Source organism: Thermoanaerobacterium sp. RBIITD (assembly GCF_900205865.1).
GTDB lineage: Bacteria > Bacillota > Thermoanaerobacteria > Thermoanaerobacterales > Thermoanaerobacteraceae > Thermoanaerobacterium.
In genome coordinates, this window is sequence record NZ_LT906662.1 from 2,601,219 (window position 1) to 2,626,881 (window position 25,663).

The window sequence follows — 25,663 nt, forward strand, 5'->3', positions numbered from 1 at the left end:
ATGATGGACATATGGTTGAAGCTAAGCAGATTGCAAGATGGGAAAAAGGAATATATATCATTGTTCTATCATGTATAGCTTTAGTAGGCTTTATAACCACGATACATTCTTTAAGCGATCCTGACGCATACTGGCATATTGCAACAGGACGATATATTGTAACAAATCATAGCATACCGAAAACCGATATATTTTCATGGTATGGAATAAAAAATCATTTAAAATGGGTAAATCACGAATGGCTTTATGATGTCATTATTTACAGCGTTTTCTCATTTTTCGGCTTAAAAGGGACCATTGTATTTACAGGTATCACATTTTCTTTTTTAATTTCTCTAATATACATTTATACAAAAGTTAGAACTAATAACAATATCATTTCTTTAGTAGCAGCGATAATTGCAGTTATTGGTTTGAATTCTTTCATGGTGCCAAGACCACAAACATTATCATATAATTTGTTTGTATTAACATTGATTTTATTAGAAAAAGAAAAATGGTGGTATACAATACCAATAGTAGTGTTGGGTGTTAACTTACATGGTGGATTTTCACCAATGTACATAATTATTATAGCAATGTTAGCGTGGAGGAAAAAAACATTATTGATTCCTACTGCAATTGCTTCAATGATAATTAATCCATATGGCATAACAATGCTTACATATCCTATACAAATGGAGAAATGTACACAATTTTATAAATACATAACAGAATGGATTAAAACACCATTAATAGAATATAAATTTGCACTTGCATTATATATTATTATCATAATATCTATAATAAATAATACAAAAAAGTGGAAGATTGAGGATTCAATACTTGCATTGCTTATTTCTGTCTTAACTTTAACAGCTGTAAGACAGCTTGTATTTTTATATATATTCATATTCCCACTATTATCACCATATATATTGGATGGTTCTACAAATATTTATAATGGAATAAAGAAAAAGGTTCATATAAAATTTGATATTTTAAATAAATTTAATTTAAAACGGTTTAATTTAATAATTATCTTAATGCCTATATTAATAATATCTTTTGTTGCTCTAATTATATTCGATATTTATAGAGTTAAAAATCTTCACCAAATTATTCCGCCAGACATATATCCAACAAAAGCAGTTAATTTCATGAGACAGAATAACATAAAAAATTATTTTAATGAATACAATATTGGTGGTTATTTGATATTTGAAAATTTACATCCATTAGTTGATGGACGAACAGATATATTTGTGCCTATGTACAATAAAACAGATATATTCGAAGAATTGGTCAAAGTGGAAAGGCGAGAATCAAATTATAAAGCATTTTTAGATAAATACAATGTTAAATATATTATAATTGATAAAGATTTTTATCTAAATACTTTTTTGCTAGCGGATCCAAAGTTTAAGATAATTTATGACGATGAAAATTTTTTTATATACCAATATTTAAAGTAAAGGTATAATTTCCATATATGGCAAATCTAGAACAGATGACTGCAGAATGGATAGGCGGGACACAATATGGTGCAACAACGATTGCCGGTTCTTAATGTTTAAGGCAACCTGATTCAAAGGAATTTATAATGGCAAAGCGTTAAGGTGAAAGTGTTGCTTAGGTTGTAAAGGCATTGAAAAATGCCGAAAAGTAGAAAATTAACTATAAATTGAACCCCATTTATAATCGCGAGCTTTTTTATATTGCTCGCGATCCTTTTTTGTTACCACTACTTGTTTGAGCCCATCTTTACTGCATATTTCAAGAGATACGTGCCCCTTTCTAATTTGTGGATGTCTAATTATCCTTCCCTGAATACCTTGTATGTATTTATGGGACATACACAAATAAGAAAATTTTTCGTCTTCGTATGAAAGTTCACCATTTTTAACCCGCCTATGCATACTTGAGCGTGTGATACGAGAAGAAAAATGGCACCAGTCATCATCTTTCATAGGACATATATCATCGTGGGGACATGGTGCTATTGTATGGGCACCTAATGATGATAATAATTCACGAGCCTTTTTAATACGCAAAAAGCCAATAGGCGTACCTGGTTCAATGATGATTAATATATCCCCTGTACTTTCCCATAGTTTTTTGATTAATTTTTGTTGGCTATCTTCTGGTAGTTCTCCAATGGAATATGATGCTATAATAATATCGTAAGTAGGTATTTCAAATGGCTTTATTACATCAACTTTTAACCAGTTTGCCTCTTTGATAGATGCGAGATTTGAATTAGAAGCAAGGACTTTTCCTATCTTTATCATTTCTTCGTCTTTTTCAAATAGTGTTATTTTTTCTATATCCGGCCAAATGGCAGTTGCTGCCCACATAGCTGTTCCAGGGCCAGCACCTACGTCTAAAAGTGATTTAGGTTTAAATTCCTTATATATTTCTTTTACTTGAAATAAGGCAGAATAAACGGTACCAAATGTCGCAGGCATCCTATATACGATATATGCTATTATTTCATCACGGGAGTGCAAAAACTTATTATCTGTAGATGATTTACCTTCGCGGTAACGACTTGAAATATCTGAAACGAGTACGGCAAGTTTTTTTGTAGTTAACGTCATAGCTTCATTTTCTATTGCTTTTTGTAATTCTTTCGGCAATTCCATAAAATTAGTTTCCTTTCTAATTCCATTAGTTACATACTAAATAGCATATACATTAATTGAAGGACATATACATTTATATTATAATTAAACTTAAAGCAATTACAAGATCAAATGAACTTTTAGATAAAATTATTAAATTATTGTAGATCCTTATTTTGGAGAGGAAAGACTAGATGAATAAGCAAAATATAAAGATTTCTGTTAGAGATTTGGTGGAATTTATAATGCGATGTGGTGATTTAAACAACGAATTTGTCGGAAGAAGTAATAATAGAGCATTGGAAGGTTCTAAGATACATAGAAAAATACAAAGATCTCAAGCAGAAAATTATCAAAAAGAAGTTACATTGAAGCATAATGTAGAGTATTCGGAATTCATCCTTACAATCGAAGGACGTGCAGATGGTATATATAACGATAATGATATGATTACAGTTGACGAGATTAAAACGACGACGGCATCATTAGATGATATTGATGTAAATTACAATCCTCTGCACTTAGCACAAGCTAAATGTTATGCATATATTTATGGGATGCAAAATGATTTAGTTAATATAAATGTTCAACTGACGTATTACAATATTGATACAGATGAAATCAGATATCTGAAAAATACTTTTTCAATAGAAGAATTGAAAAAATTTTTTGATGACCTTGTCCGGAAATACTATGATTGGGCGAAATTATCATATGATTGGATAATAGAAAGAAATGATTCAATAAAAAAAATGGATTTTCCATATAAAGACTACCGAAAAGGGCAGAGGGAATTAGCTGTTGCTGTATATAGGACTGTTGAAAGGGGAAAGAAACTTTTTGTACAAGCACCAACGGGTATTGGGAAAACTATATCTACTATTTTTCCAGCAGTAAAAGCTATGGGCGAAGAACTTACATCTAAGATATTTTATCTGACGGCAAAGACTATTACGAGAACAGTGGCAGAAGATGCATTTAATCGCATGAAAGATAATGGGCTGAAATTTAAGACATTGGTATTGACTGCTAAGGAAAAGATATGCTTTATTGAAAAGCCTAATTGCAGTCCCGAAACATGTGAATATGCAGAAGGACATTTTGACCGTGTTAATGATGCAATTATGGATATATTAAAACATGAACATAATTATTCAAAAGAGATAATAGAGAAATACGCAAAGAAACATCGTGTATGTCCATTTGAATTTTCCCTTGATTTATCGCTGTGGGCGGATGCTGTTATATGTGACTACAACCATGTTTTTGATCCAAACGTAAGCTTAAAAAGATTTTTTCAGGAAAATAACGATTTTACTTTGCTTATTGATGAAGCACATAACCTTGTCGACAGGTCAAGAGAGATGTTTTCAGCTGAAATTAATAAGAAGCAGTTTTTAGATGCAAAAAAATTAATTAAAGATAAAGGTCCTAAAATAAAGAAAGTTTTAAATAACATAAATAAGATATTTTTAAAGTTGAAAAAATTATGCGGCGATAATAATTATTACATTATAAAAGACGGGGAAAGCGAGTTATTTGGATATTTGAGGCAATTAGTCAATTTGCTTGAAGAATATTTATTGAAGAAGGTCAAAATCGATGAATATGAAAATATATTAGATTTGTATTTTGACGTGCTTAAATACTTAAAGATTTCTGACCTTTATGATGATACATACACAACATATGTTGAAATGATAGGTTATGATGTTAAGATAAAATTATTTTGCCTTGACCCATCAAAATTGCTTTTTGATATAATGAAGAAATGTAAATCGTCTATCTTTTTTTCTGCAACAATGTTGCCGCTTAAATATTATCGCAGTATTTTAGGCGGAAATGACGATGACTACATGATGTATCTTTATTCACCATTTGATGTAAATAATAGAGAGATATTAATTGCAGATAATGTTTCTACAAAGTATAAGGATAGAGAAAAAACATACCAGACTATAGTTGATTATATTGATTTAACTGTTAATGGAAGAATAGGAAATTATATGGTATTCTTTCCCTCTTATGAATATATGAATAAAGTATATAAAATCTTTAGGCAAAAATATCCTGAGAAAAGTATCTATATTCAGGAATCTGGTATGTCTGATGAGGAAAGATATGATTTTTTAAATCTTTTTCAAGAAAATAACGATGGGTTAATCGGGTTTTGCGTTCTCGGTGGTGTTTTTTCAGAAGGTATAGACCTTAAGCATAATAGATTGATTGGTGCTATAATTGTAGGTGTGGGATTACCACAAATATGCCTCGAAAGAAATCTTATAAGAGATTATTTCGATAGAAAATACGGGCTCGGATATGAATTTGCATACATGTATCCAGGCATGAATAAGGTTATGCAGGCAGCTGGGCGTGTTATAAGAACTGAAACCGATAAGGGTGTGATTTTGCTCATCGATGAGAGATATTCACATAGAAACTATGTTAAGCTATTTCCAAAAGAATGGTTTCCAAATATGAGGGTAAACATTGATAATATAGGGAAACATCTTGATAAATTCTGGAGCATGAAATAATAAGTTTTGTAGGAGTTCAATAATATGATTGAAATATATGGTGTACAACTTAAAAATTACATAAGCAAAGAAGATTTTGACAGGCTATTAGGATTTGTATCAGAAGAAAAGAAAGAACGCATTAGAAGGTTTAGAAAATATGATGATGCTGAAAGGTCATTAATTGCCGATATATTATTGCGCGTAGTAATTTGTAAAAAAATCGGGCTTAAAAACGATGAATTAAGTTTTTATAAAAATGAATATGGTAAGCCTTTATTGAAAAATATGGAGAACATTTATTTCAGCATTTCACATTCATATGACTGGGTTGTTGTTGCAGTAAATGAATTTTCTATAGGTATTGACATTGAAAAGATAAAGCCGATTAATTTAAATATTGCAAAACGTTTTTTTACTGATGATGAGTATAATTTTATAATGGATGTTGATGTTCAAAAAAGGTTAGAATACTTTTTTAAATTATGGACATTGAAGGAAAGTTATGTTAAGTTGGAAGGCAAAGGACTTTATACATCACTTAAATCTTTCTCAATAATTATAAATGATTATAACATAAATATTAAGACAGATAATGAATTAAAGAATTGCTTTTTTAGAGAATATAATATTGATGCTGGCTATAAATTGGCAGTCTGCTCTTTAAACAATGATTTTCCAGATAATATTATTATTAAAGGTTATAATGACTTATTAGAAATTAAGGATCTATAATCAACTGTACTACAGATAAAAATTTATCTAAGTAGTGTAGTACATTGTTTATTATAAAGTCATAGATACAATATTATATGAAATAACCTGAATAGCAGGGTGCAGTTTCCACTTCATTATATGGAGGTGAATACATATCAAGCATTATCTTAAATGATAATGTTTGGAATGTTACTCATCTTAAAGAGGAAAAAATAACCGCCCTGCTCCCAACAGAGCGGTTATATTATATTATATTATTTTAATTTTTCTTTTAAAAAGTTAACAGATTCGTCAATAGCTATTTTCTCCCAGTCAAGTCTTGTAAATGTATGGTCGGACTCTTTTATTGTTATCCTCTTTGCATTATTTGTATATATTGTCTCAAGTATCTTATCTGATACATGATATGGCACAGATTCATCATTTGTCCCATGTACGATAAGTACATCTTTATCATATCCTTTGGACCTTTTATAAATATCAATACTTGCAATATCATCAACAAAATCCTTGCTTATTGCATGTCCGCCAATATCAACAAAACCTTGCTTTTTCAATATTTCACCAGCTTCACCTTGTGCTTGCAGCAAAACAATATCTCTCATGTTAAAAGCAGGTGCCCAAAGTACTAGTGATTTAACAATATCTTTAAACTCATTTGCAATTATTCCCGCAATTGCACCACCCATACTTAAACCAAGTATTCCTATATTATTTAAGTCTGTCGATGGTTCACTTTTAACAAATTCTACTATATGTCTTGCATCTTCTAATTCACCGCTAAATGTCATTTCACTGAAATCTCCATCACTTTCACCAGAACCAAAGAAGTCAAAGCGTACACTTCCTATATCAGCTTCTTCAAGCTTTCTTGATAATTTAACAAAAATAAAATGTGATTCTACTTTATTGCCTGTAAATCCATGAAAAATTGCTACCATTGGAACTTTCCCATTTGCATTATTTGGTATGTGCATCATACCTCTTAAAGTTTTGCCGCCATATGTAAGTTCTACAGCTTTTTGCATTGTATCACCCCTTAATTTTATTTAATTAGATTATATCACAATGGTGTCAAAAAATATCCAATAGGTTACAGATTTACTACGCAGATATAAATTGGGTTTAACTTATAAGCACCTATTTCCCATAAAAATTAAACCATTCAAAATAATTTAATTTGGCTATGCTTGAACAAGTTTTACAATATTTAATATAACCTCAACGGCTTTTTCCATAGCAAATGTCGGTATATATTCATATTTTCCGTGATAATTGTGACCGCCGGTAAAAATATTTGGTGTAGGAAGCCCCATATATGATAGCCTTGCGCCATCTGTTCCACCCCTTATAGGTGATACATCGGGCTTTATACATGCCTCTTCTATTGCTTTTAATGCAATGTCAACTATGTTCATATTTTTCTCGATGATTTCACGCATGTTGTAATATTGGTCTTTTAGATCAAGTTCAACTGTACCACTGCCATATTTTCTATTAAGGCTTTCAACTATATTTTTCATATAATTTTTACGATTTTCAAAGTTAACTTTGTCGAAATCTCTTATAATGTAATATAAATGTGTTTCTTCTACATCACCATCAAAATTGTTGATATGATAAAATCCCTCATATCCTTCTGTTTGTTCTGGCGTTTCTTCAAGTGGAAGCATTGAAGAAAGTTCTACACCGATTAAAACAGAATTTTTCATTTTACCTTTAGCTGTTCCCGGATGTACATTACGCCCATGTATTGTTATTTTTGCATAAGCTGCATTGAAATTTTCATACTCAATTTCGCCTATTTTACCACCATCAATAGTGTAAGCAAAGTCTGCGCCAAATTTTTTAACATCAAATTTATCTGCACCACGGCCAATTTCTTCATCAGGTGTAAAACATATTTTTATAGTGCCATGCTTTATTTCTGGATGTTCCATTAGATATTCACAAGCTGTTACTATCTCAGCTATACCTGATTTATCATCAGCACCGAGCAATGTTGTCCCATCAGTTGTTATCAATGTTTTCCCTATGTATTCTCTAAGTTCTGGAAAATCCTTAGGTGATAATACAATGTTTTTTTCTTTATTTAATACTATGTCATTACCATCATAATTTTCGATTATTTGCGGATTTACATCTCTCCCTGACATATCTGGACTTGTATCCATATGTGATATAAAACCTATTACAGGAAGATCTTTTTCTACATTTGAAGGAATTGTTCCCATTACATATCCATTTTCATCAACAAATACATCAGAAAGTCCTATGTTTTTTAATTCATTAGCTAATTCTTTAGCAAAGACCATCTGCCCTTCTGTACTGGGACATGTTGCTGAATTTTCATTTGAAGTTGTTTCATATTTTACATACTTTAAAAACCTATCTACAACGCTTTGCAATTTAACCCTTCTTTCTGTAGCATTTTCTAATTTTATTTTATCATTTATAGATTTATTTTAAAAGGTAAAAGACCCGGCAATATGCCGGGCGTAAATTAAAATTTTTCCCAATGAATAACATCTGTCAATGGCTTTTTACTTCTTGCTGCAGGTTTCTGCGTGCTGTAGCCAAGTGGAACTATAGATATCATCCTTAAGTTAGATGGAACTTGTAAAAACTCATTTATGTCTTTTTCGTATGTCCTATCATATCCTGCTACCCAACATGAGCTAATGCCATAAGCCTTTGCTGCAAGTATAATATTCTCCGTCGCAGCTGCACCGTCTTCAAGATGATGAACATTGTCACTTTCACAGTACACAATAACACATGTTGCCGCATCCTTAATAAATTTGCCATATGTAGCCTTTTCCGAGATATATTTTAGCCTTTCTTTATCGGTTACAACGACAAAATGCCATGGCTGCATATTATTTGCTGTTGGTGCAAGCCTTCCGCAGTCAATTATATCTTCAAGTATGTTTTTGGGTATTGGTTTATCTTCAAAAACCCTCACACTTCTCCTTTGTTTTAAAACATCCAATGCTTCCATTTATAAACACCTCCAATCTATATTATAACCCATAAAAAATAATTTCAAAAAATATTGACGTTGATGACATAATTATGTGAAAATATAAATAACTTGAAAGGAGTTGATTATAATGTCAAAATTAAAATATATCATGGATATGAAGGAGTACTTTGGAAAAGATTTAAAGCGCATAAACCATGCATTAAAGGTATTGAATTTTGCCGATAGAATAATGGATGGAGAAAATATATCTGATGATAAATTAAAGAAGATAGTGACAATAACAGCAATCTTGCACGATATAGGGATAAAAAATGCTGAAAAGAAATACAATTCTTCATCAGGGAAATTTCAGGAGATAGAAGGACCGGCTGTTGCAAGAGAGATAATGAAAAATAACAATGAAGATGATGATACAATTGAAAGGGTTTGCTACATTATAGGAGGGCATCACACGGCATCAAAAAATAATGGGCTTGATTTTCAAATAATATGGGAATCAGACTTTCTTGTAAATATAGAAGAAGATGAGCTATATAAAAATTTAGAAAATGTGAAGAATATCATAGAAAAGAACTTTAAGACAAAAACAGGTAAAAGAATAGCAACTGACATATTCTTTAGTTAAAACTTGATTATATGGTCCATATGGTATAAAATATGAAATGTAAAAATAAGATTGGAGGTTTACATATGGCAAATGTATTAAATTTCGATTATTCCAATGCATTAAATTATGTAAATGAGCATGAAATATCATATCTTGAAAAACAAGCACAACTATCACTTGATATGGTGCTTAATAAGACCGCTCAGGGAAGCGATTTCCTTGGTTGGGTTGACTTACCCCGCGATTACGACAAAGATGAATTTTCTCGAATAAAAAAGGCTGCAGAAAAGATAAAATCTGATTCGGATGCACTTGTTGTAATCGGAATAGGCGGCTCATACCTCGGTGCAAGAGCTGCTATAGAGATGTTGACACATTCATTTTACAATGTCTTACCACAGGCGGTTAGGAAAGCTCCAGAAATATATTTTGCCGGAAACAGCATAAGCTCAACATATCTTCAGGATTTGCTTGAAGTTCTTGAGGGGAAAGATGTGTCAATAAATGTTATTTCAAAATCCGGTACTACAACTGAACCAGGTATAGCATTTCGCATATTTAGAGATTTGCTTGAGAAAAAATATGGTAAAGATGAGGCAAAATCAAGAATATATGTGACAACGGATAAAGCAAAGGGAGCGCTCAAAAAACTTGCAGACGAAGAGGGCTATGAGACATTCGTGATTCCTGACGATGTAGGTGGAAGATATTCAGTTCTTACGGCTGTAGGACTTCTTCCAATAGCAGCTGCAGGAATAAATATCGATGATATGATGCAGGGTGCATATGATGCATCATTAGTTTACAAAAAATCAGATATGAAAGAAAATTTAAGTATGCAGTATGCAATATTAAGAAACGCTTTATACAGAAAGGGAAAATCAATTGAAATTTTAGTTAATTATGAACCAAGGCTTCATTATTTCTCTGAATGGTGGAAACAATTATATGGTGAGAGTGAAGGCAAAGACCATAAGGGGATATATCCTGCATCAGTAGATTTTACTACAGACCTTCATTCAATGGGTCAGTTCATCCAAGATGGTAGTAGAATCATGTTTGAGACCGTCTTGAATGTTGAGAAACCTTTAAAAGAAATAACAATAAACGAAGATAAAGACAATGTAGATGGACTTAACTTCCTTGCAGGACAGACGATAGATTTTGTAAATAAAAAGGCTTTTCAGGGAACCGTTATTGCACATAATGATGGTGGTGTTCCAAATCTTATAGTAAATTTACCGGAGATATCCGCATATAATTTTGGCTATCTTGTTTACTTCTTTGAGATGGCATGTGGAATAAGTGGTTATTTAAACGGCGTAAATCCGTTTGATCAACCAGGTGTTGAAGCATACAAGAAAAATATGTTTGCACTATTAGGAAAGCCTGGCTATGAAAAAGAAAAAGACGCACTTGAAAAAAGACTTCAAAAGTAAATATAAATTAATAACAAAAAAGGATATACCAAATTCGGTATATCCTTTTAAATTTTATTTTATTAACTTTTTATTAACTTTCTTTTTTGTGTACATCAAATCATAATATTCTTTTATCATTCTATTTGCTGAAAATGCATCATATGTTGTTTTGATGCTTTCCTTCATCATATTTTCCCATTTTGCTTTGTCATTGTAGTATGTTGGTACAACCTTATTTAAGAGAACATCGTATAATGCTTCTAGATCATGTTTATCGAGTTCCTCTACATCATCCGATTCAAAACCGTCTCCAAACTGCCATCCATTTACGCCATCAATGCATGCTTCAGGCCACCAACCGTCGAGAATGCTTAGATTGAGGACACCATTCATAGCAGCCTTCATACCAGATGTACCACTTGCTTCCTTAGGCCTTCTTGGGTTATTTAGCCATACATCGGAACCGCGCGTTAACATCTTTCCTATTGTCATGTCATAATCTTCAAGAAAGACAACGCTGTTTGGATATTTCTTTGTCATTTCGATCAATTTAGCGACAATCCTTTTACCTACATCATCAAGTGGGTGACCCTTTCCGGAGAATACGATCTGAATCTTTCCTGACCTCAAATATTCTCCTATAACCTCATCATTTGTGAAAATTAAATCACTTCTCTTATATGGTGCAGCCCTTCTTGAAAAGCCTATAAGCAGTTTATCTGCGTCAAGTTTAACACCTGTGCGGTCATATACGAAATCAATCAGTTCATTTTTAAGGATATTGTGTGTTCTGAGCAATCCTTCACCATTGTTATAAGCATCGGTTATTCTTTTATCGACCCAGGTATTTCTGTCAATGCCATTTGTAATAGATATTATTGGCGCAGCGTCATCTACATCCTTCCACATCTTTCTTGCTGTTTTACCATGCAATTTAGCAACACCATTGGCAATACGGGAAAGGTGTAATCCTGCAACTGTCATGTTAAATGGAACACCGCCAATTTGTGCCATTTGCTCAATTGTAAGGCCATTATTCGCACCCATGTACATTAGTAGTTCAAGACTATGAGATTCATTTCCTTCAATAACAGGTGTATGGGTAGTAAATACAACTTCTTCGCGTGTTTTATCCCATGCCTCTTTAAAAGACATATCCTCATTTTCCATTTTCTCACGAATGAGTTCCAATGCTGCTAATGCTGCATGCCCTTCATTAAAATGATATACATCGACATCTATACCAAGTGCTCTTAAAGCTCTTACGCCACCAATTCCTAGTACGATTTCTTGTGCAACCCTTTCCTCTCCAAACCATCCATAAAGCTGACCTGTAATCCATCTATCACCATTTTCAGGTATATCTGTGTCAAGCAGGTATAGTGGTGCATTATCAAAACAATCAACAAGCCACACTTTGCAATAAACATCCTGATTTCTTATTTTTACTTTTACTTTTACGCCTGTGTCTTTAAGAAAGTCATATTTATAGTTGTGGTATGCATCATATGGATAACCATCTTTACCTATATGCTGTTCTGTATAGCCTTGTTTCCAAAGTATGCCTATACCTACAAGTGGAAGATTTAACTCTTTTGCTGCTTTTAAATGATCACCTGCTAATATGCCAAGCCCGCCGGCATATAGCTTAAAATCTGAATTAAGTCCATATTCCATACAAAAATATGCAACACGTGGTAATTTCTTATTCTCCATAATTCTCCTCCTTAAGATTCATTTTCTATAATTATATTATAATATTAAAAAAGTATATGTGCAAGTGTTTGCACGTAGTTGCACAATTATAATATTAAAGTATAACGATTATTAGAGAAAATAGATTATCAGTAGAATTTCCCTTCTACTTCAGTCGATATTTAATGAACTAAGTTGATAAAGGATATTGAAGTTATTATAATATGTAGTCAATTTTAGATCTGGAACTTTTTCGCCTATTTTAATTTGTCAGATTAGATTTTCTATAAGACAAAAATTATTATATAATATAAATTATTATAAAAAGTTGTGTTAAAATTTAATATAATTAATGTATAATAAAATTAAAGGGATTCTCATTACATGTTTTTTCATGGAACGGAGGGGTCACATGAATGTCGGCATATCAACAGCGAGTTTTTATCCAGAGTACCTTACAGAAGAGACTGTTCCTCTAATAGGGAATATGGGTATTAAAACCGTAGAGGTTTTTTTAGAATCATACAGTGAATATGATGAAGAATTTTGCAAAGAAATGAAAGATGTCCTTGATAAATACGATATTAAAGTTAATTCAATACATGCAATAGGTACACAGTTTGAACCACAGCTTTTTTCTGCGACAGAAAGGCAAAGAAAAGATGCCTTAAAAATGTTATTGAAAGTATTAAAAGCTGCTAATATACTTGGCGCAAAAGTGTATGTATTTCACGGACCAGCGGTCAGAAAAGAGACAAAACCAAATATCGATTTTGAAAAGATTGCTAAAAATGCGGATTATATTGCCGAAACTGCTGGAGAATACGGAATAAAATTTGCGTGGGAAAATGTATATTGGTGCTGGTTTTCATATCCTAAATTCGCTTTATCCTTAAAGGAAGTGACAAACAGCAAAAACATATATTTTACATTAGATATAAAGCAGGCCATGAAGAGCAAGCAAGACCCATTTGAATATTTAAAAGCCATGGGTGAATATATAGCTAATGTACATCTGTGCGACTACGATAACGATGGAAATTTATTTCTTCCGGGAAGAGGCAATTTCGACTTTAGAAGATTGTATAAAGAACTTGAGAGGATTAACTACCGCGGTCCTGTAATAATGGAAGTCTATAGAAACAATTACAAAGAATACAGCGAAATGATGGAAGGAATAATATTTTTAAAAGAGATATTTGATAGATAATTTTAAATATTACTATTTATGGAAACTGTAAGGGCCTTTAAATTAGACCCTTACATTGTTATTGTGAAGTGCTGGCCAGTCAGCAAATGCAAGAACTAATAGCATTAAAACATTTATAAATGGAATATACATTGTAAGCCCATATATGCCGCCGAATCCTGCTTTATCAAACAACTTCCACCAAACAAATCCATAAAGGATTGTCAAGGCAGCATACAAAACATATCTAATCAGTTCTCCCATCAAAATCCCCCCTGGATAATTAATAATTAATATTATAGTATTAAACATATGCGAAATTTGTTGCATTGTGCACATTGTTCTTGACATATAGTGTAAATATATGTCATTGTTAAGGTGTGGTAAAATCTAGGTTAATTATTGTAAAGTCCATTGGAAAATATTAATTTATCTGTAATAATGTAAGTGATCCAAATACTTTTAAAATTATTGGTGGTTTTGAGCTACATGACTTAAAAAGCAGTGGCTTGTTTGAATATATTGAAAAAAATCCGGTGTAAAGATTAACTTTACTGAAAGCGGTACTTTAGCGGCAGAAGAAAATCTGACAAAAACAGACGTAAATTCTACTAAATATGATGCAATGTGGATTCCAAATGTAGCAAATCTGTATTCAGAACCAACTATTTGGTCTAACAATGTACTTATGAGTCTATCTGATAAAAGTGATAAATTGGTTGATGTTTTGACGACAGATGAAGAATAAAAAAATATTTAATGAATTATACTTGATATACGTAATATATGGGTTTAATATCTGATGCAGGGGCTAATTATTAGACCCTATTTATATTATTGACATGGCTTTGCCTTTTAAAGTATTATTTAATTTAATAAGCTAAATTATTAAAAAAGGTGTAATATAACAATATGGGAGAGTGATAAAATGTCCGTAGAGGCAGTTAAAAGATTTTTTGAAGAAAATAATATAGATGCTGATGTAAAAGTACTTGGAGATACAAGTACTGTTGAAAAAGCTGCAAATGAGATTGGCGTGACACCCGGAGAAATTGCAAAATCGATGCTTTTTAAATTAAAAGACAGGTATGTCATGGTTATATCGGCGGGCGATAAGAAAATAGATAATCGAAAATTCAAAGATACTTTTCATTGTAAGGCAAAGATGGCGACACCTGAAGAAGTTCTTGAAATAACAGGACATCCTGTTGGTGGTGTTTGCCCATATGGATTAAAGACGGATATCGATATTTATTATGATATATCATTAAAAAATTATGAACTCGTATACCCGGCAGCTGGTGATGTAAATGCTGCCGTAGCTGTAAATGTCGATGATATGGATAAAATAGTTAAAGGTGAATGGGTTGATGTATGTCAAAAAAATTGACATACATCTTTTCAGTATCTTGAAGTAGTGGTTAATTCGGGTACCATCTGTTTGATTCCGCTTGAATCGAGTGCAATACCATATCCGTATGCCGATGTAGAAAAAGCCATTTCCGCCTGTGCCAATGGTATACCTTTAAGTGTAACATATTTTAGCTCACCAGTTCCTACACCTTTTTGAGCACACTGAAAAAGATAGTTTACACCTTGTGGCAAAAAGCCGAACATCCTTGCACCTACGGTGTCTGTTGCGACAGGATCAGTTCCGGCAATAATCATATTAGCATTAATTGGTTTACCTTCAGCAGGACCTGTACCAATCATAGCCTCTTGTGAACTTAATATAGTTAAGTCAATTGATATTTTTTCTGCCATTGCTCTTATAAAATTGTGTAGGTCATTATGTATCCCAAGGTTTTTCTTTGGGAAACCATGTATTTCTGCCGGCGGCCATCCTAATGCAATATTCTTGATACCCAGTGAAACGGTTGCTTCTTCATGCATTTTCATCTGAGTGAAAGAGATTAAGACATCCATCTGCTCATAAAGTTCATTTACCTTTGTCGATTTGACAAGGCAATCATTTAACAGAAGATCTACATATGGGCCATAATTTAGATCGATGAATTCAACGCCTTCTTCAGATATAATTTTGTCATAGCTATTGTCTGTCATAACCTTTGGAGTAGGGTTACCGCCTGAACCTGCTGCGATAACTATCCTTCCAGGATTTTTGGATTTTATATACCTAATCAATGCTCTTAAAGTATAAGGTCCAACGATTGTCGCACTTTGTGGTGGTTTACTCTTAACGAAATTGGGTGTAATAACAACCGTATTTCCTGCTTCTATTAAATTTTGCAACGGTAATAAATTTAATGCATTATGTAGGTTAGTTACCTCGTCGGGCCCAGACGTTATTGCAACAACAGGTTCAGTTATTTTTCTGTATCTCATAAAATCACCTCTTACATAGTTTTACACATTTTTTAAAAAATAAAAGCCGGATTTCATCCGGCCAATAACTTTAATAAAATTTTTTGCTTTTTAAATATTCTCTTACTCTATCAAGTGTTTCACCGAATCTCTGGAAGTGTACGACTTCCCTTTCTCTTAGAAATCTCAATGTATCTTTTACACATGGGTCATCTGTGAGATTAATGAGGTGTTCATATGTTGCTCTTGCCTTTTCTTCGGCTGCCATATCTTCATGAAGGTCTGCAACAACATCGCCCTTTACCTGGATATATGCTGCAGTCCAAATCATTCCTGTTGTATCAGTATAGAATAATGCTCTATCATGTTCTGTATAATGCTCACCAAGACCTTCTTTTCTAAGTTCCTCAACCGGCACACCTTTCAATAATTTAAATACCATAGTGGCAATTATTTCTAGGTGAGCGAATTCTTCAGTGCCAATGTCTGTTAATGTACCCTTTGCTTGACCTGTTGGCATTGTATATCTCTGTGTCTGATAGCGTAGTGCTGCAGCAAGCTCACCGTCAGGTCCACCATATTGTGCTATTAAAAACTTAGCCATTTTTATATCTGGTTTACATACATTTACTGGATATTCTAATTTTTTCTCATAAATCCACATAATATCACTCCCCTAATACTGAATTTCCCAAGGCCATGGTTCATCTACCCATCTCCACCTGTTGCATTGATCTGGTGTATTTCCGAAGGACATAAATGGACCATAAAGCTGTTCATATTGTACTTTTAATGTCCTCAATTGTTCACTGTAATAGTTATAATCTCTTAAAGCTTTTTGATCCTCAGGATGCGTATCAAGATAAAGATTCAAATCTATACATGTAAAATCGATCTCCATGATTTTCTTTAACAATGCTACTTGATTACCATCCATAATCAATACCTCCTCATTTTCTCTTCTACATATGGTTTATCAAGCTCTGGGAAAATAGTGCCTCTCATTAGCCCTTGCTCTGGAGGGTATGCAGATACATATTTTTGTATTGGTATATATGCTTCAGCTAAACCTTTCTGGCTCATATCATATGATTCTATATACGGATTATTATACTCATACATATACAAAACCTCCATAATTAAATATTTCATTATATAATATTCAAATAATATATAAAAGTGATAATAGAATGTGATGCTAATGCCATTTTGACGTTTTTGATAAAAATGATATATAATAATATATAATTGAAACTAAGGAGATTGAAGCATTATGAAGAAAAACGATGAAATAATTACAACTATACAGGATATGGATTTTGATGGATACGGATTATCATATGTTGATAATAAAATGATAAAAGTTAAAGGCGTGGTGGCAGGACAAAAAGCCAAAGTAAAAATAAAGCGGATAAAAAATGATATAGCCGAGGCTAATTTAATTGATATTATAGAAAAATCACCTTTAGAACATGATGATGTCTGCCAACATTTTGGTGAATGTGGTGGCTGTACATATTTAAATGTGAATTATAATGTTCAACTAAAAATAAAAGAAGGTATTGTAAAAAAACTCCTAGATGAAGCAGGCATTGATGGTTATGAATTTCTTGGTGTAGAAGGAAGTCCAAATGTATTTGCATACAGAAATAAGATGGAGTATACATTTGGAAAAGATAATAATGGTAATTTAAAATTGGGGTTACACAAAAAAGGCAGATTTTATGATATAGTAACGACAAAGGACTGCAGAATAGTCGACAATGATTTTGCAAAATGCATCGATTTAGTGCTCAACTATGCGGAAAAGTATAATCTTCCAGTCTACAATGGTAAAACACATGAAGGCTATCTAAGACACATGGTTGTCAGAAAAGCTGCTAAGTCAGGCGAGCTTTTAGTGAACATTGTTACAACATCTCAAATTTACCATGACTTTTTAGAATTAGTAGAGATACTTAAAAGGGCCGATTTTGAAGGCAAACTTGTCGGTATATTACATACTATAAATGACAGTTTGTCTGATGCTGTAATATGTGAGAAACTTATAGTATTATATGGAAGAGACTATTTTATAGAAGAGATACTTGGATTAAAATTTAAGATAAGCGCCTTCTCATTTTTTCAGACAAATTCCAAAGGTGCCGAAAAACTATATAGCATAGCAAGAGAATTTGCCGGTGACCTATCACAAAAAGTTGTATTTGACCTCTACTGTGGAACAGGTACTATTGGGATCGTCATGGCACCACTTGCCAAAAAAGTAATAGGCATAGAACTCATAAAAGAAGCAGTAGATGCCGCAAGAGAAAATGCCAATCTGAATAGAATTAATAATTGTGTATTCATACCTGGCGATGTAGCACAAAAATTAAAGGAAATTAGCGAGAGCCCTGATGTCGTAATATTAGATCCACCAAGACCTGGTGTAAATCCAAAGGCTATTATGGATGTCGTAAATTTTGATCCAGAGACAATCGTGTATGTCTCATGTAACCCTGTATCACTTGTAAGAGATTTAAAAATGCTAACACAGAGGCAGTACAAAGTAGAAAAGGTCAAGTGCATGGACATGTTTCCCCATACTTATCACGTTGAGTGCGTGGTATTGATGACAAATGTAAAAAACGGATGAGAGACTGAAAAACGGCTTAAATACAGGGTTTTCTGGTGTTTTGCCATCTGCCGAAAATGTGTTTTTTGGTGGTAGAGATACTGGAAAGCCCTGTATTTTTGTTTGTTCGACTGTATGAGGAAACACATCCACAGACTTTCGGTGCGGCTTTTGGCGGGCGGGGTTGTGTTGACGGAAAAGACGGAGTTTGAAATGGTTTGATGTGTTCGTGGGAACATGTCTATGGGAACTTGCATAATTTTAGTTCCACTTTATATTAAAGCCAACGTTCAATTTTGGCTTTTTACAATTTTCTGATACTCTACTCCCCATGTTTCCATTGCTTTGATAATTGGACGCATGCTTTCGCCCAATTCACTTAAGGCGTATTCTACATGGGGCGGCACTTCCGGGTACACAGTGCGAATAATAATTCCATCTGCTTCCATAGACCTCAAGCTATCCGTTAGTACCTTTTGACTGATACCAGGAATGGTTTTTCGCAGTTCGTTAAAGCGCCAAGGGCGCTGAAGCAAATTTCGCAAGATCAGCAGTTTCCACTTACTGCCTATCAACTGAACCGTGGTCGATACAGGACATTCAGGCAATTCTTCTTTTGTCAGCATCGTATCATCTCCTTTATAAGTCCAGATTTGAATGTTACATTCAAATTATAATATAAGATAACGATTAAGACAAGTGGGTTATAAAAAGGTGACTAAGTAACAGATTTGTGCGTACTTTTTTTTAGACAAAGCAGAAGTTAAAATATAATTGCGAACAAGTAAAGGGTTCGTAAAATCCAAAAATGGAGGTAATACACTATGGCACTTTCTAATCTGTTTGGATGGAACAAAAAAGAGGCGGCTTCTACTTGTGGTTCTGCTTGCGGAGCATCCGATAAGCCTGCTGAAGCTCCCGCTGCTTGTGGTGCTACCGATGCTCCTGCTGCCTGCGGCGCTGCTGACAAGCCGGAAGAAAAACCTACCGCTTGCGGTTCTGCCTGCGGCGCTGGCGACAACAAATAATCCAGCCACCACGCCAACACATCCCCGGCATAACTGGTCTTGCCGGGGACTTTTAAAATCATTCTGGCAACTGCCAGTTTTCATATAAAGAGAGGTAATCAATGATGAAACAATATTTTGCTTTTCAGTGGCACATCACTGACGAGTGCGATCAGCGGTGTAAACATTGTTATATCTTTTCGGAAGATCATGGCAAACATCTGGACTCCATGAACTGGGAGCAGATGGTGGACGTAGTGGGCAACTGCTGTGATATGTGCGAAATGTACGATCGGCTTCCCTATTTCTATATCACCGGCGGCGATCCAATCCTGCATCCTGATTTCTGGCGGCTGCTTGGCCTGCTGAAAAAAAGGCACATCCCTTTTACTATCCTCGGCAACCCGTTCCATCTGAATGACGAGGTATGCAAAAGGTTGAAAGAATACGGATGTCAGAAATACCAGCTCTCCCTTGATGGGATGCGGGAAACCCATGACTGGTTCCGTAAGCCCGGCTCCTTTGATTGCACCCTTGAAAAAATCGACTGCATTAAAAAGGCTGGTATCCGCTCAGTCATCATGACTACGGTATCTGGAAAAAACATCAAGGAAATTCCGGATATTATTGACACCGTTATTGCGCATAAGGTGGATGTGTTCGCTTTTGCGCGGTACTGCCCGACCAGCGAGGAAAAGGACACCGGCATGGCCCCGCAGGAATACCGGGAATTGCTGGACACCTGCTATCAGAAATTCCAGAAATATGAAGCCGAAGGCTGCCAAACCTACTTTAATCGGAAAGACCACCTTTGGACGCTCTATGAATACGAAAAAGGCATTTTCAAAATCCCGGAGGATGCACAGGAGGGTATGATCTACGGCGGCTGCAACTGCGGCAACTGCCATTTGACCATCCTGCCCACCGGCGATCTGTACGCCTGCCGTCGCTTTGAAAGCAAGGTAGGCAATGTGTTTGAAGATCGGATTGCCGATGTGTGGGTATGCGACCGCATGGAAGCCTACCGGGACTATACAAAATTCAAAAAATGTTCCAAATGCGAATTGCTGGCTTGGTGCCGGGGATGCCCCGCCGTTACTTACGGTACAACCGGAGATTTTTACGAGGCTGACCCGCAATGCTGGAAGGAGGTTAGATAATGGAATTGCTGGATTTAATTAAGAAAAGAAGGTCTATTCGTAAATATCAAGATAGGCAGATACCGAAAGAGGACCTGGAAAAAATCATCGAAGCAGGTCTCTATGCACCGAATGCGGGTGGAGGGCAGCGAACCTTCATCTGCGGTGTTCATAGCAAAGAGTTGACAGAAACTATCGGAAAGCTGAATATCGCCCATTTTGATAAGAGCAAGCTGGTCGGCTCCTATGTCTCTAAAGAGCAGCCGAGTATTATTGATGACCCCACTATTAAAAATGGTTTTTATGGCGCGCCTACAGTCTGCGTGGTATTTGCCCAGAAAAACTTTTTATACAGCATCCCCGATGCGTTCTGCTGTGCAGAGAACATGGTATTAGAGGCTACTGAACTGGGGATTTCCTCCTGCATCATTGCAAGAGCCGAAGAAACCTTTGAAAATGAATTGGGAAAAAAGCTATTAAAGGATTGGCAAATTCCTGAAAACTACATTGCGAGATGCTTTGTCGTGCTCGGTTATTGCGACGGGGCATATCCCGCTGCCAAACCGAGAAAAGACGGAAGAAGCCGAATCATTGAATAGAGAAAGGCTGGAGAACGGTAATGGACTTTATGGATATATCCAAAATGCGGGTTACGGTGCGTAAGTTTGCACAGATGCCTGTGGAGCAGGATAAAATTGAAAAGATATTGGAGGCCGGGCGGTGGGCTCCTACTGCGGTCAATTATCAGCCGCAGCGGATTTTGGTGCTGAATACACCTGAAAATCTGGCAAAGGTCAAATCATTCTGTACCTTTGAGTATGATAAGAAATATGCAGACTTGGCAGAGGAATGTGATGATAAAGAACACGGCAAAAACGTGTATTATTATGGTGCTCCGCTGGTGCTGTTCGTTTGCTATGATAAGACTGCCTGTTGGCAACACCCGCAGAGCAGCAAGAGCAGCGGGGCAACCGATGCGACGATTGTCGCTACCCACATGATGCTGGAAGCCGCCAGCATTGGCCTTGGAACAGTTTGGATCAGCTACTTTGACGAGAACAAAGCCAAAGAACTGCTTAATCTTCCTGAAAGCTGGCAGCCGGTATGTATGCTTTACGTCGGATACCCAGCGGAGGATTTCAAGCCCAATCCGAATATGTCTGGGAAACGGTTTCCGATTGAAAAGACCTGTTTCTATAATGATATAAATGACAGAAAACGCCATGAAGTGTGAAAGGAGGCGCTAATCATGGAGAATTATGAGGAACGGTTGATTGCCGCAAAAAAAGCGATTGAAAATGCGGACTCTATTCTGATCGGTGCAGGGGCCGGGCTGTCCGCCGCGGCTGGGCTGACCTACTCAGGCAAACGGTTCACGGACAATTTTTCCGATTTCATTGAGAAATACGGTATCGAAGATATGTACTCGTCCACCTTTTACCCGTTTCAGACACAGGAGGAATTGTGGGCGCATTGGGCAAGGCATATTGATGTGAACCGCTATTCCCAGACTGCTACAAAGCTTTACATGGATTTGCTCCGGCTGGTTCAGAAAAAGGAATATTTTGTCATTACGACCAACGTGGAAAGCCAATTTGAGAAAGATGGTTTTCCAAAAGATAAAATCTTTGAGGTGCAGGGCAACTACGCCTATTTACAATGCGCCAAAGGCTGCCACAACAAGCTATATTACAATGAAGACTTAATAAAAGCAATGCTGGCACAAACAAAGGATTGTAAAATTCCGTCTTACCTTGTGTAAAAGTCAATATATCCTTGTACAAAAAGTGGAATATAATTTTGTACAAAAAATATACTAAGATGCATTCGAAGAACTGATAAAATATTCAACTTTTGATTTTAATCTATATGAAGGTCCCTTTATTGATATAACATGCGAATGATGAAGTAATCTACCTAATATTGCATTGGCTAACGTTGCTGATCCAAATACTTCTGCCCAATTAGAAAATGGCATATTTGTTGTAATAATTGTACTATGCTTTTCATACCTTTTAGATATTAGCTGGAAAAATATATTTGAAGCATCTGTGTCTATTGGTAAATACCCTACTTCGTCTATTATTAACACCTTATATTTTGAAAAATGCTTTAATCGGATTTCTAAACGGTTTTCTGCTAAAGCCTTTTTTAATTGAGTCATCAATTCTTGAAAATGAACGAAATATGTAGAATATCTGTGTTTTGCACATTCTATCCCTATGGCGGTGGCAAGATGTGTCTTGCCTATTCCTGGGGTCCCTACAAACAATATATTTTCGTTATTTTCTACAAATCTTAAACTTTTTAAATCAAGAATTTCTTGTTTGTTTATGCTTGGTTGAAATTCAAAATCAAAATCATCAAGTTCTTTTAAAAAAGGGAAGTTTGCTACTTTGACACATGCAAGTATTGCTTTTTCTTGTTTTGATTTTATTTCTAAATTGCTTAGTTCATATAGAGCATCTATAACACTTTTTTCTCCTGATTTAATCATGTTTAAATATGTATCTATATTATTTTTTATGTTATTTAATCCAAGTTCTCCTAAATTGTTTAATAGCTTAGTATAGTTACTCACATTTTCACCTACCTATGCAATAATTTATCCAATTCGTTAAGATTATTTGTGCATATTTGTTCAATGTCCTCTTTGTTTTTGATAAGATTTTCCATTAATTCTTTATAATGAGATTCGTGATAATTTATCTTTTTATCACTTAATATATGGACAGATATCAAGTCTGTGTTAAAATATACATGTAACTCATTTTCTACTGTTTTAAGAGTTACAGTTTTATTTATTGAGTATCTACTACCTTTGTAATATATCATAGAATCTTTATTGACAGTTGCTTTTTGTTCGAAGTTCATATAACTTTCTATGATATCATTACTTGGCAGAGGAGATAGATACTCCTTTTCTTTTTGGAATAATATTATCGGTTGTATCCCTGTTGACTGATTTGTAGATTGATTAACTTTTTTGTTTATTTCACCAATTATCTTTATTAAATCTTCTTCATTCTCAAATTCACCATTGTATGGCAGTAGCCAGTCAATAAATTTATTAGATGATTCCACCTTTCCTTTGGTATATGAGTGTCTTGGCTTACATAAGCGTATCTTAAAGTCAAAATCATTTGCAAATGCTTTTATTTTATTATTTATCTTCCTCCCCTCGTTTGTTATATCAACTATTGTTTTCATATTGTCAAAAAGTATTTCATCTGGAACGCCTCCTGTAGCTTTAAAAGCGTTTATCAAGCATTCAATTACATCTTGTTGTGTTTTTGCTTTCCTATATTCAAAATAGCAATATCTTGAATATCCAAGCTTATAGTTAAGAACATTAAAAATGAATTCTTCTCCATATTTAGAAACTAATTTTATCTCTTCTTTCCAATCTACCTGTGCTTGCTTTCCCGCAGGAGTTTCAAATCGTGGATGACCACTTACTTTTTTAGCAGGTTTCAAGCCTTTTCGCTTTACATATTTGTTGAAATTAGAATATGTTCCAATATCATAATTTTTAGAAACAAAGTATTCGTATACTCCCTTTACCGTAACCCCCTTTATTTCAAGTTTTGCTTTTATTTCATCATAGTATTTGTCTAATTTGTTTGTTTGTTTCTTGTTTTTGGTTTGCCTTCATATCCTTCATAATACTTCTTAACAGTTCTTCTATCTATTCCATATTCTCTTGCTAGCTTTGAAAAATTAGGTTTTATCTCCATAGCCTTTAATATGCTAATTTGACCTAATAGATTTTTCATTGCTGGTATCCCTCCTACGAACAGAAGGATACCAAATTTATGTACAAATTTGTACATTTTTATTTTCCACTTTTCGTACATTCTTATTTTATCATTTTCAGCTGAGTAATAAACAAGGATTTCCTTGACTTTTTGTGCATTCAGAGTGATTGATGTACATGCAAGGACGAAAAACACAGAAAGGAGAGGTTCAGATGGTGAATACAAACGAGAAAATTCAGAGGATAATAAAGGCAGCATACAAGTTTGAAAGCAGGGAATTGGCCTTCAGCTTTGCGAACAGATGTATTAAGTCAATGGCGGTGATGCTAGGTGACGATGAAAATTTCTGGGTGGTGACGCTGGCCGATGCAGCGGTTTTAGAGAAGGCCGGTTACGAGTGGGTAAAATAACACGTAAATATTAAAGAGAAAAAAATCGAGGGAAGCCCAAGTAAAAGCTTCCTTTTTTCATGTCGTTTTTATGAAGAGGGAGGTGAAAGACGATGGCGACCAGAGGAAGAAAACCAAAGCCAACAGCCTTTAAGGTACTCGAGGGAAATCCAGGTAAGCGTTCACTTAACATGAATGAGCCAAAACCAGAGAAAAAGGCTCCGAAGTGCCCTTCCTGGCTTGAGCCGGAGGCAAAGAAGGAGTGGCGCAGAATGTCCAAGCAGCTTGAGAAACTGGGGGTGCTGACACAGGTGGATGCCGCAGCCTTTGCAGGCTATTGCCAGGCCTATGCACGCTGGAAGGAGGCGGAGGAATTTCTCTCCAAGCACGGTACCATTTTTAAGACACCGTCGGGATATATCCAGCAGGTGCCGCAGGTATCCATTGCCCAGACCTACCTTAAGATAATGAGGGATTTCTGTTCCGAATTTGGACTTACGCCTTCCAGCCGCTCCAGAATTGCTGTTGATAATGCCGTAAAAGACAGCGCCGACCCCATGGAAAAGCTGCTTATGAGGAGGCATAACGGGTAATGTATGACGATAGGAAAGCGCAGCACGCGGTGGACTTTGAAGCACACCAAGGGTATCTGGTATGGGGTGCCCTTTGAACTCCTCCCCTGGCAGGACAAAATCAT

The 25,663-nt window shown here is 34.8% G+C and carries 28 protein-coding genes and 1 pseudogene; 15 read left to right on the forward strand and 14 right to left on the reverse strand.

Annotated features, from left to right (window positions below; genetic code table 11):
* The first annotated feature begins 11 nt into the window (after positions 1-11).
* The gene (locus CPG45_RS12490) at positions 12-1,454 is read left to right on the forward strand and encodes a hypothetical protein (RefSeq protein WP_096232238.1); all 1,443 of its coding nucleotides are present in this window, start codon (positions 12-14) and stop codon (positions 1,452-1,454) included.
* A 198-nt stretch (positions 1,455-1,652) separates the two neighbouring features.
* Here CPG45_RS12490 and CPG45_RS12495 read toward each other — a convergent pair whose 3' ends face one another.
* Positions 1,653-2,624 (reverse strand): small ribosomal subunit Rsm22 family protein, encoded by a 972-nt coding sequence (locus CPG45_RS12495; RefSeq protein WP_096232239.1) that lies wholly within the window; start codon positions 2,622-2,624, stop codon positions 1,653-1,655.
* A 173-nt stretch (positions 2,625-2,797) separates the two neighbouring features.
* Here CPG45_RS12495 and CPG45_RS12500 point away from each other — a divergent pair, with 173 nt between their 5' ends.
* A complete protein-coding gene (locus CPG45_RS12500) occupies positions 2,798-5,140 on the forward strand; it encodes an ATP-dependent DNA helicase (protein WP_096232240.1) in 2,343 nt (780 codons plus the stop codon).
* A 24-nt stretch (positions 5,141-5,164) separates the two neighbouring features.
* A complete protein-coding gene (locus CPG45_RS12505) occupies positions 5,165-5,854 on the forward strand; it encodes a 4'-phosphopantetheinyl transferase family protein (RefSeq protein ID WP_096232241.1) in 690 nt (229 codons plus the stop codon).
* Between the two features lie 236 nt (positions 5,855-6,090).
* On the opposite strand, the gene CPG45_RS12510 is transcribed toward CPG45_RS12505, so the two are convergent.
* The 3 genes from CPG45_RS12510 to CPG45_RS12520 form a co-directional block, all read right to left on the reverse strand.
* Entirely contained in the window at positions 6,091-6,864 is a 774-nt protein-coding gene (locus CPG45_RS12510) for an alpha/beta hydrolase (protein ID WP_096232242.1), read from the reverse strand.
* 156 nt (positions 6,865-7,020) lie between these two features.
* Positions 7,021-8,244 (reverse strand): peptidase T, encoded by a 1,224-nt coding sequence (pepT, locus tag CPG45_RS12515; protein WP_096232243.1) that lies wholly within the window; start codon positions 8,242-8,244, stop codon positions 7,021-7,023.
* Positions 8,245-8,339: 95 nt separating this feature from the next.
* Complete coding sequence (locus CPG45_RS12520; RefSeq protein WP_096232244.1) at positions 8,340-8,837, reverse strand: nitroreductase family protein; 498 nt, start codon at positions 8,835-8,837, stop codon at positions 8,340-8,342.
* Between the two features lie 112 nt (positions 8,838-8,949).
* Between CPG45_RS12520 and CPG45_RS12525 the strand changes: the two genes are divergently transcribed.
* On the forward strand, positions 8,950-9,447 hold the full coding sequence (locus CPG45_RS12525; protein WP_096232245.1) for an HD domain-containing protein: 498 nt from the start codon (positions 8,950-8,952) through the stop codon (positions 9,445-9,447).
* Positions 9,448-9,512: 65 nt separating this feature from the next.
* A complete protein-coding gene (locus CPG45_RS12530; protein WP_096232246.1) occupies positions 9,513-10,868 on the forward strand; it encodes a glucose-6-phosphate isomerase in 1,356 nt (451 codons plus the stop codon).
* Between the two features lie 54 nt (positions 10,869-10,922).
* Here the strand turns inward: CPG45_RS12530 and glgP are convergent, their stop codons facing one another.
* A complete protein-coding gene (glgP, locus tag CPG45_RS12535) occupies positions 10,923-12,566 on the reverse strand; it encodes an alpha-glucan family phosphorylase (RefSeq protein WP_096232247.1) in 1,644 nt (547 codons plus the stop codon).
* A 391-nt stretch (positions 12,567-12,957) separates the two neighbouring features.
* On the opposite strand from glgP, the gene CPG45_RS12540 reads away from it, so the two are divergent.
* Positions 12,958-13,755, forward strand: a complete 798-nt coding sequence (locus tag CPG45_RS12540) for a sugar phosphate isomerase/epimerase family protein (RefSeq protein ID WP_096232248.1) — start codon at positions 12,958-12,960, stop codon at positions 13,753-13,755.
* 42 nt (positions 13,756-13,797) lie between these two features.
* Here the strand turns inward: CPG45_RS12540 and CPG45_RS12545 are convergent, their stop codons facing one another.
* Entirely contained in the window at positions 13,798-13,998 is a 201-nt protein-coding gene (locus CPG45_RS12545; RefSeq protein WP_096232249.1) for a hypothetical protein, read from the reverse strand.
* Between the two features lie 361 nt (positions 13,999-14,359).
* Between CPG45_RS12545 and CPG45_RS17945 the strand changes: the two genes are divergently transcribed.
* Positions 14,360-14,482 (forward strand): hypothetical protein, encoded by a 123-nt coding sequence (locus CPG45_RS17945; protein ID WP_255405061.1) that lies wholly within the window; start codon positions 14,360-14,362, stop codon positions 14,480-14,482.
* Positions 14,483-14,662: 180 nt separating this feature from the next.
* On the forward strand, positions 14,663-15,124 hold the full coding sequence (locus CPG45_RS12550) for a YbaK/EbsC family protein (protein WP_096232250.1): 462 nt from the start codon (positions 14,663-14,665) through the stop codon (positions 15,122-15,124).
* 11 nt (positions 15,125-15,135) lie between these two features.
* On the opposite strand, the gene CPG45_RS12555 is transcribed toward CPG45_RS12550, so the two are convergent.
* The 4 genes from CPG45_RS12555 to CPG45_RS12570 form a co-directional block, all read right to left on the reverse strand.
* Complete coding sequence (locus CPG45_RS12555) at positions 15,136-16,080, reverse strand: DUF362 domain-containing protein (protein ID WP_096232251.1); 945 nt, start codon at positions 16,078-16,080, stop codon at positions 15,136-15,138.
* Between the two features lie 70 nt (positions 16,081-16,150).
* Entirely contained in the window at positions 16,151-16,723 is a 573-nt protein-coding gene (locus CPG45_RS12560; protein WP_096232252.1) for a manganese catalase family protein, read from the reverse strand.
* 12 nt (positions 16,724-16,735) lie between these two features.
* Positions 16,736-16,996, reverse strand: coding sequence for a spore coat protein CotJB (locus CPG45_RS12565; RefSeq protein WP_096232253.1), 261 nt, complete (start codon positions 16,994-16,996; stop codon positions 16,736-16,738).
* 2 nt (positions 16,997-16,998) lie between these two features.
* Positions 16,999-17,181: a spore coat associated protein CotJA gene (locus CPG45_RS12570; protein WP_096232254.1), complete on the reverse strand. Its 183-nt coding sequence runs from the start codon at positions 17,179-17,181 to the stop codon at positions 16,999-17,001.
* Positions 17,182-17,332: 151 nt separating this feature from the next.
* On the opposite strand from CPG45_RS12570, the gene rlmD reads away from it, so the two are divergent.
* Positions 17,333-18,694 carry a 23S rRNA (uracil(1939)-C(5))-methyltransferase RlmD gene (rlmD, locus tag CPG45_RS12575; RefSeq protein WP_096232255.1) on the forward strand — a complete coding sequence of 454 codons (1,362 nt, stop codon included), beginning with the start codon at positions 17,333-17,335 and terminating at the stop codon, positions 18,692-18,694.
* A 269-nt stretch (positions 18,695-18,963) separates the two neighbouring features.
* Here rlmD and CPG45_RS12580 read toward each other — a convergent pair whose 3' ends face one another.
* Positions 18,964-19,299, reverse strand: a complete 336-nt coding sequence (locus tag CPG45_RS12580) for a winged helix-turn-helix transcriptional regulator (RefSeq protein WP_096232256.1) — start codon at positions 19,297-19,299, stop codon at positions 18,964-18,966.
* Between the two features lie 137 nt (positions 19,300-19,436).
* Entirely contained in the window at positions 19,437-19,763 is a 327-nt protein-coding gene (locus tag CPG45_RS18535) for a hypothetical protein (RefSeq protein ID WP_231968759.1), read from the reverse strand.
* Positions 19,764-19,802: 39 nt separating this feature from the next.
* Here CPG45_RS18535 and acgM point away from each other — a divergent pair, with 39 nt between their 5' ends.
* The 4 genes from acgM to CPG45_RS12605 are packed head-to-tail and all read left to right on the forward strand — an operon-like array spanning position 19,803 to position 22,581.
* Positions 19,803-20,840 carry a radical SAM/SPASM domain protein, ACGX system gene (gene acgM / locus CPG45_RS12590; RefSeq protein ID WP_197702813.1) on the forward strand — a complete coding sequence of 346 codons (1,038 nt, stop codon included), beginning with the start codon at positions 19,803-19,805 and terminating at the stop codon, positions 20,838-20,840.
* Positions 20,840-21,418 carry a nitroreductase family protein gene (locus CPG45_RS12595; RefSeq protein ID WP_096232258.1) on the forward strand — a complete coding sequence of 193 codons (579 nt, stop codon included), beginning with the start codon at positions 20,840-20,842 and terminating at the stop codon, positions 21,416-21,418. Before acgM ends, CPG45_RS12595 begins: the two co-directional genes overlap by 1 nt.
* A 20-nt stretch (positions 21,419-21,438) precedes the next feature.
* Positions 21,439-22,053: a nitroreductase family protein gene (locus tag CPG45_RS12600; protein WP_096232259.1), complete on the forward strand. Its 615-nt coding sequence runs from the start codon at positions 21,439-21,441 to the stop codon at positions 22,051-22,053.
* A 15-nt stretch (positions 22,054-22,068) separates the two neighbouring features.
* Positions 22,069-22,581: a Sir2 family NAD-dependent protein deacetylase gene (locus CPG45_RS12605; RefSeq protein WP_096232260.1), complete on the forward strand. Its 513-nt coding sequence runs from the start codon at positions 22,069-22,071 to the stop codon at positions 22,579-22,581.
* A 54-nt stretch (positions 22,582-22,635) separates the two neighbouring features.
* On the opposite strand, the gene istB is transcribed toward CPG45_RS12605, so the two are convergent.
* Both istB and istA read right to left on the reverse strand, forming a co-directional pair.
* On the reverse strand, positions 22,636-23,400 hold the full coding sequence (gene istB, locus CPG45_RS12610) for an IS21-like element helper ATPase IstB (RefSeq protein ID WP_096232261.1): 765 nt from the start codon (positions 23,398-23,400) through the stop codon (positions 22,636-22,638).
* Positions 23,401-23,408: 8 nt separating this feature from the next.
* Positions 23,409-24,595, reverse strand: a pseudogene (istA, locus tag CPG45_RS12615) (IS21 family transposase).
* A 194-nt stretch (positions 24,596-24,789) separates the two neighbouring features.
* On the opposite strand from istA, the gene CPG45_RS12620 reads away from it, so the two are divergent.
* Together CPG45_RS12620 and CPG45_RS12625 are read left to right on the forward strand one after the other, a co-directional pair.
* Positions 24,790-24,987 (forward strand): hypothetical protein, encoded by a 198-nt coding sequence (locus CPG45_RS12620; RefSeq protein WP_157732403.1) that lies wholly within the window; start codon positions 24,790-24,792, stop codon positions 24,985-24,987.
* 92 nt (positions 24,988-25,079) lie between these two features.
* Positions 25,080-25,559 (forward strand): phage terminase small subunit P27 family, encoded by a 480-nt coding sequence (locus CPG45_RS12625; RefSeq protein ID WP_096232263.1) that lies wholly within the window; start codon positions 25,080-25,082, stop codon positions 25,557-25,559.
* The last annotated feature ends 104 nt before the right edge of the window (positions 25,560-25,663 follow it).

Excerpts from the sequence above, each read along its gene's own strand:
- CPG45_RS12525 (WP_096232245.1), top strand. The coding sequence starts at position 8,950 with ATGTCAAAATTAAAATATATCATGGATATGAAGGAGTACTTTGGAAAA.
- CPG45_RS12550 (WP_096232250.1), top strand. The coding sequence starts at position 14,663 with ATGTCCGTAGAGGCAGTTAAAAGATTTTTTGAAGAAAATAATATAGAT.
- CPG45_RS12500 (WP_096232240.1), top strand. The coding sequence starts at position 2,798 with ATGAATAAGCAAAATATAAAGATTTCTGTTAGAGATTTGGTGGAATTT.
- CPG45_RS12495 (WP_096232239.1), bottom strand. The coding sequence starts at position 2,624 with ATGGAATTGCCGAAAGAATTACAAAAAGCAATAGAAAATGAAGCTATG.
- acgM (WP_197702813.1), top strand. The coding sequence starts at position 19,803 with ATGATGAAACAATATTTTGCTTTTCAGTGGCACATCACTGACGAGTGC.
- CPG45_RS17945 (WP_255405061.1), top strand. The coding sequence starts at position 14,360 with ATGTGGATTCCAAATGTAGCAAATCTGTATTCAGAACCAACTATTTGG.
- rlmD (WP_096232255.1), top strand. The coding sequence starts at position 17,333 with ATGAAGAAAAACGATGAAATAATTACAACTATACAGGATATGGATTTT.
- CPG45_RS12565 (WP_096232253.1), bottom strand. The coding sequence starts at position 16,996 with ATGGATGGTAATCAAGTAGCATTGTTAAAGAAAATCATGGAGATCGAT.
- CPG45_RS12560 (WP_096232252.1), bottom strand. The coding sequence starts at position 16,723 with ATGTGGATTTATGAGAAAAAATTAGAATATCCAGTAAATGTATGTAAA.
- CPG45_RS12570 (WP_096232254.1), bottom strand. The coding sequence starts at position 17,181 with ATGTATGAGTATAATAATCCGTATATAGAATCATATGATATGAGCCAG.
- CPG45_RS12600 (WP_096232259.1), top strand. The coding sequence starts at position 21,439 with ATGGACTTTATGGATATATCCAAAATGCGGGTTACGGTGCGTAAGTTT.
- CPG45_RS12555 (WP_096232251.1), bottom strand. The coding sequence starts at position 16,080 with ATGAGATACAGAAAAATAACTGAACCTGTTGTTGCAATAACGTCTGGG.
- CPG45_RS12625 (WP_096232263.1), top strand. The coding sequence starts at position 25,080 with ATGGCGACCAGAGGAAGAAAACCAAAGCCAACAGCCTTTAAGGTACTC.
- CPG45_RS12620 (WP_157732403.1), top strand. The coding sequence starts at position 24,790 with ATGGTGAATACAAACGAGAAAATTCAGAGGATAATAAAGGCAGCATAC.
- CPG45_RS12530 (WP_096232246.1), top strand. The coding sequence starts at position 9,513 with ATGGCAAATGTATTAAATTTCGATTATTCCAATGCATTAAATTATGTA.
- CPG45_RS12505 (WP_096232241.1), top strand. The coding sequence starts at position 5,165 with ATGATTGAAATATATGGTGTACAACTTAAAAATTACATAAGCAAAGAA.
- CPG45_RS12510 (WP_096232242.1), bottom strand. The coding sequence starts at position 6,864 with ATGCAAAAAGCTGTAGAACTTACATATGGCGGCAAAACTTTAAGAGGT.
- glgP (WP_096232247.1), bottom strand. The coding sequence starts at position 12,566 with ATGGAGAATAAGAAATTACCACGTGTTGCATATTTTTGTATGGAATAT.
- CPG45_RS12540 (WP_096232248.1), top strand. The coding sequence starts at position 12,958 with ATGAATGTCGGCATATCAACAGCGAGTTTTTATCCAGAGTACCTTACA.
- CPG45_RS12595 (WP_096232258.1), top strand. The coding sequence starts at position 20,840 with ATGGAATTGCTGGATTTAATTAAGAAAAGAAGGTCTATTCGTAAATAT.
- CPG45_RS12520 (WP_096232244.1), bottom strand. The coding sequence starts at position 8,837 with ATGGAAGCATTGGATGTTTTAAAACAAAGGAGAAGTGTGAGGGTTTTT.
- CPG45_RS12490 (WP_096232238.1), top strand. The coding sequence starts at position 12 with ATGGTTGAAGCTAAGCAGATTGCAAGATGGGAAAAAGGAATATATATC.
- CPG45_RS12580 (WP_096232256.1), bottom strand. The coding sequence starts at position 19,299 with ATGCTGACAAAAGAAGAATTGCCTGAATGTCCTGTATCGACCACGGTT.
- CPG45_RS12545 (WP_096232249.1), bottom strand. The coding sequence starts at position 13,998 with ATGGGAGAACTGATTAGATATGTTTTGTATGCTGCCTTGACAATCCTT.
- CPG45_RS18535 (WP_231968759.1), bottom strand. The coding sequence starts at position 19,763 with ATGATTTTAAAAGTCCCCGGCAAGACCAGTTATGCCGGGGATGTGTTG.
- CPG45_RS12605 (WP_096232260.1), top strand. The coding sequence starts at position 22,069 with ATGGAGAATTATGAGGAACGGTTGATTGCCGCAAAAAAAGCGATTGAA.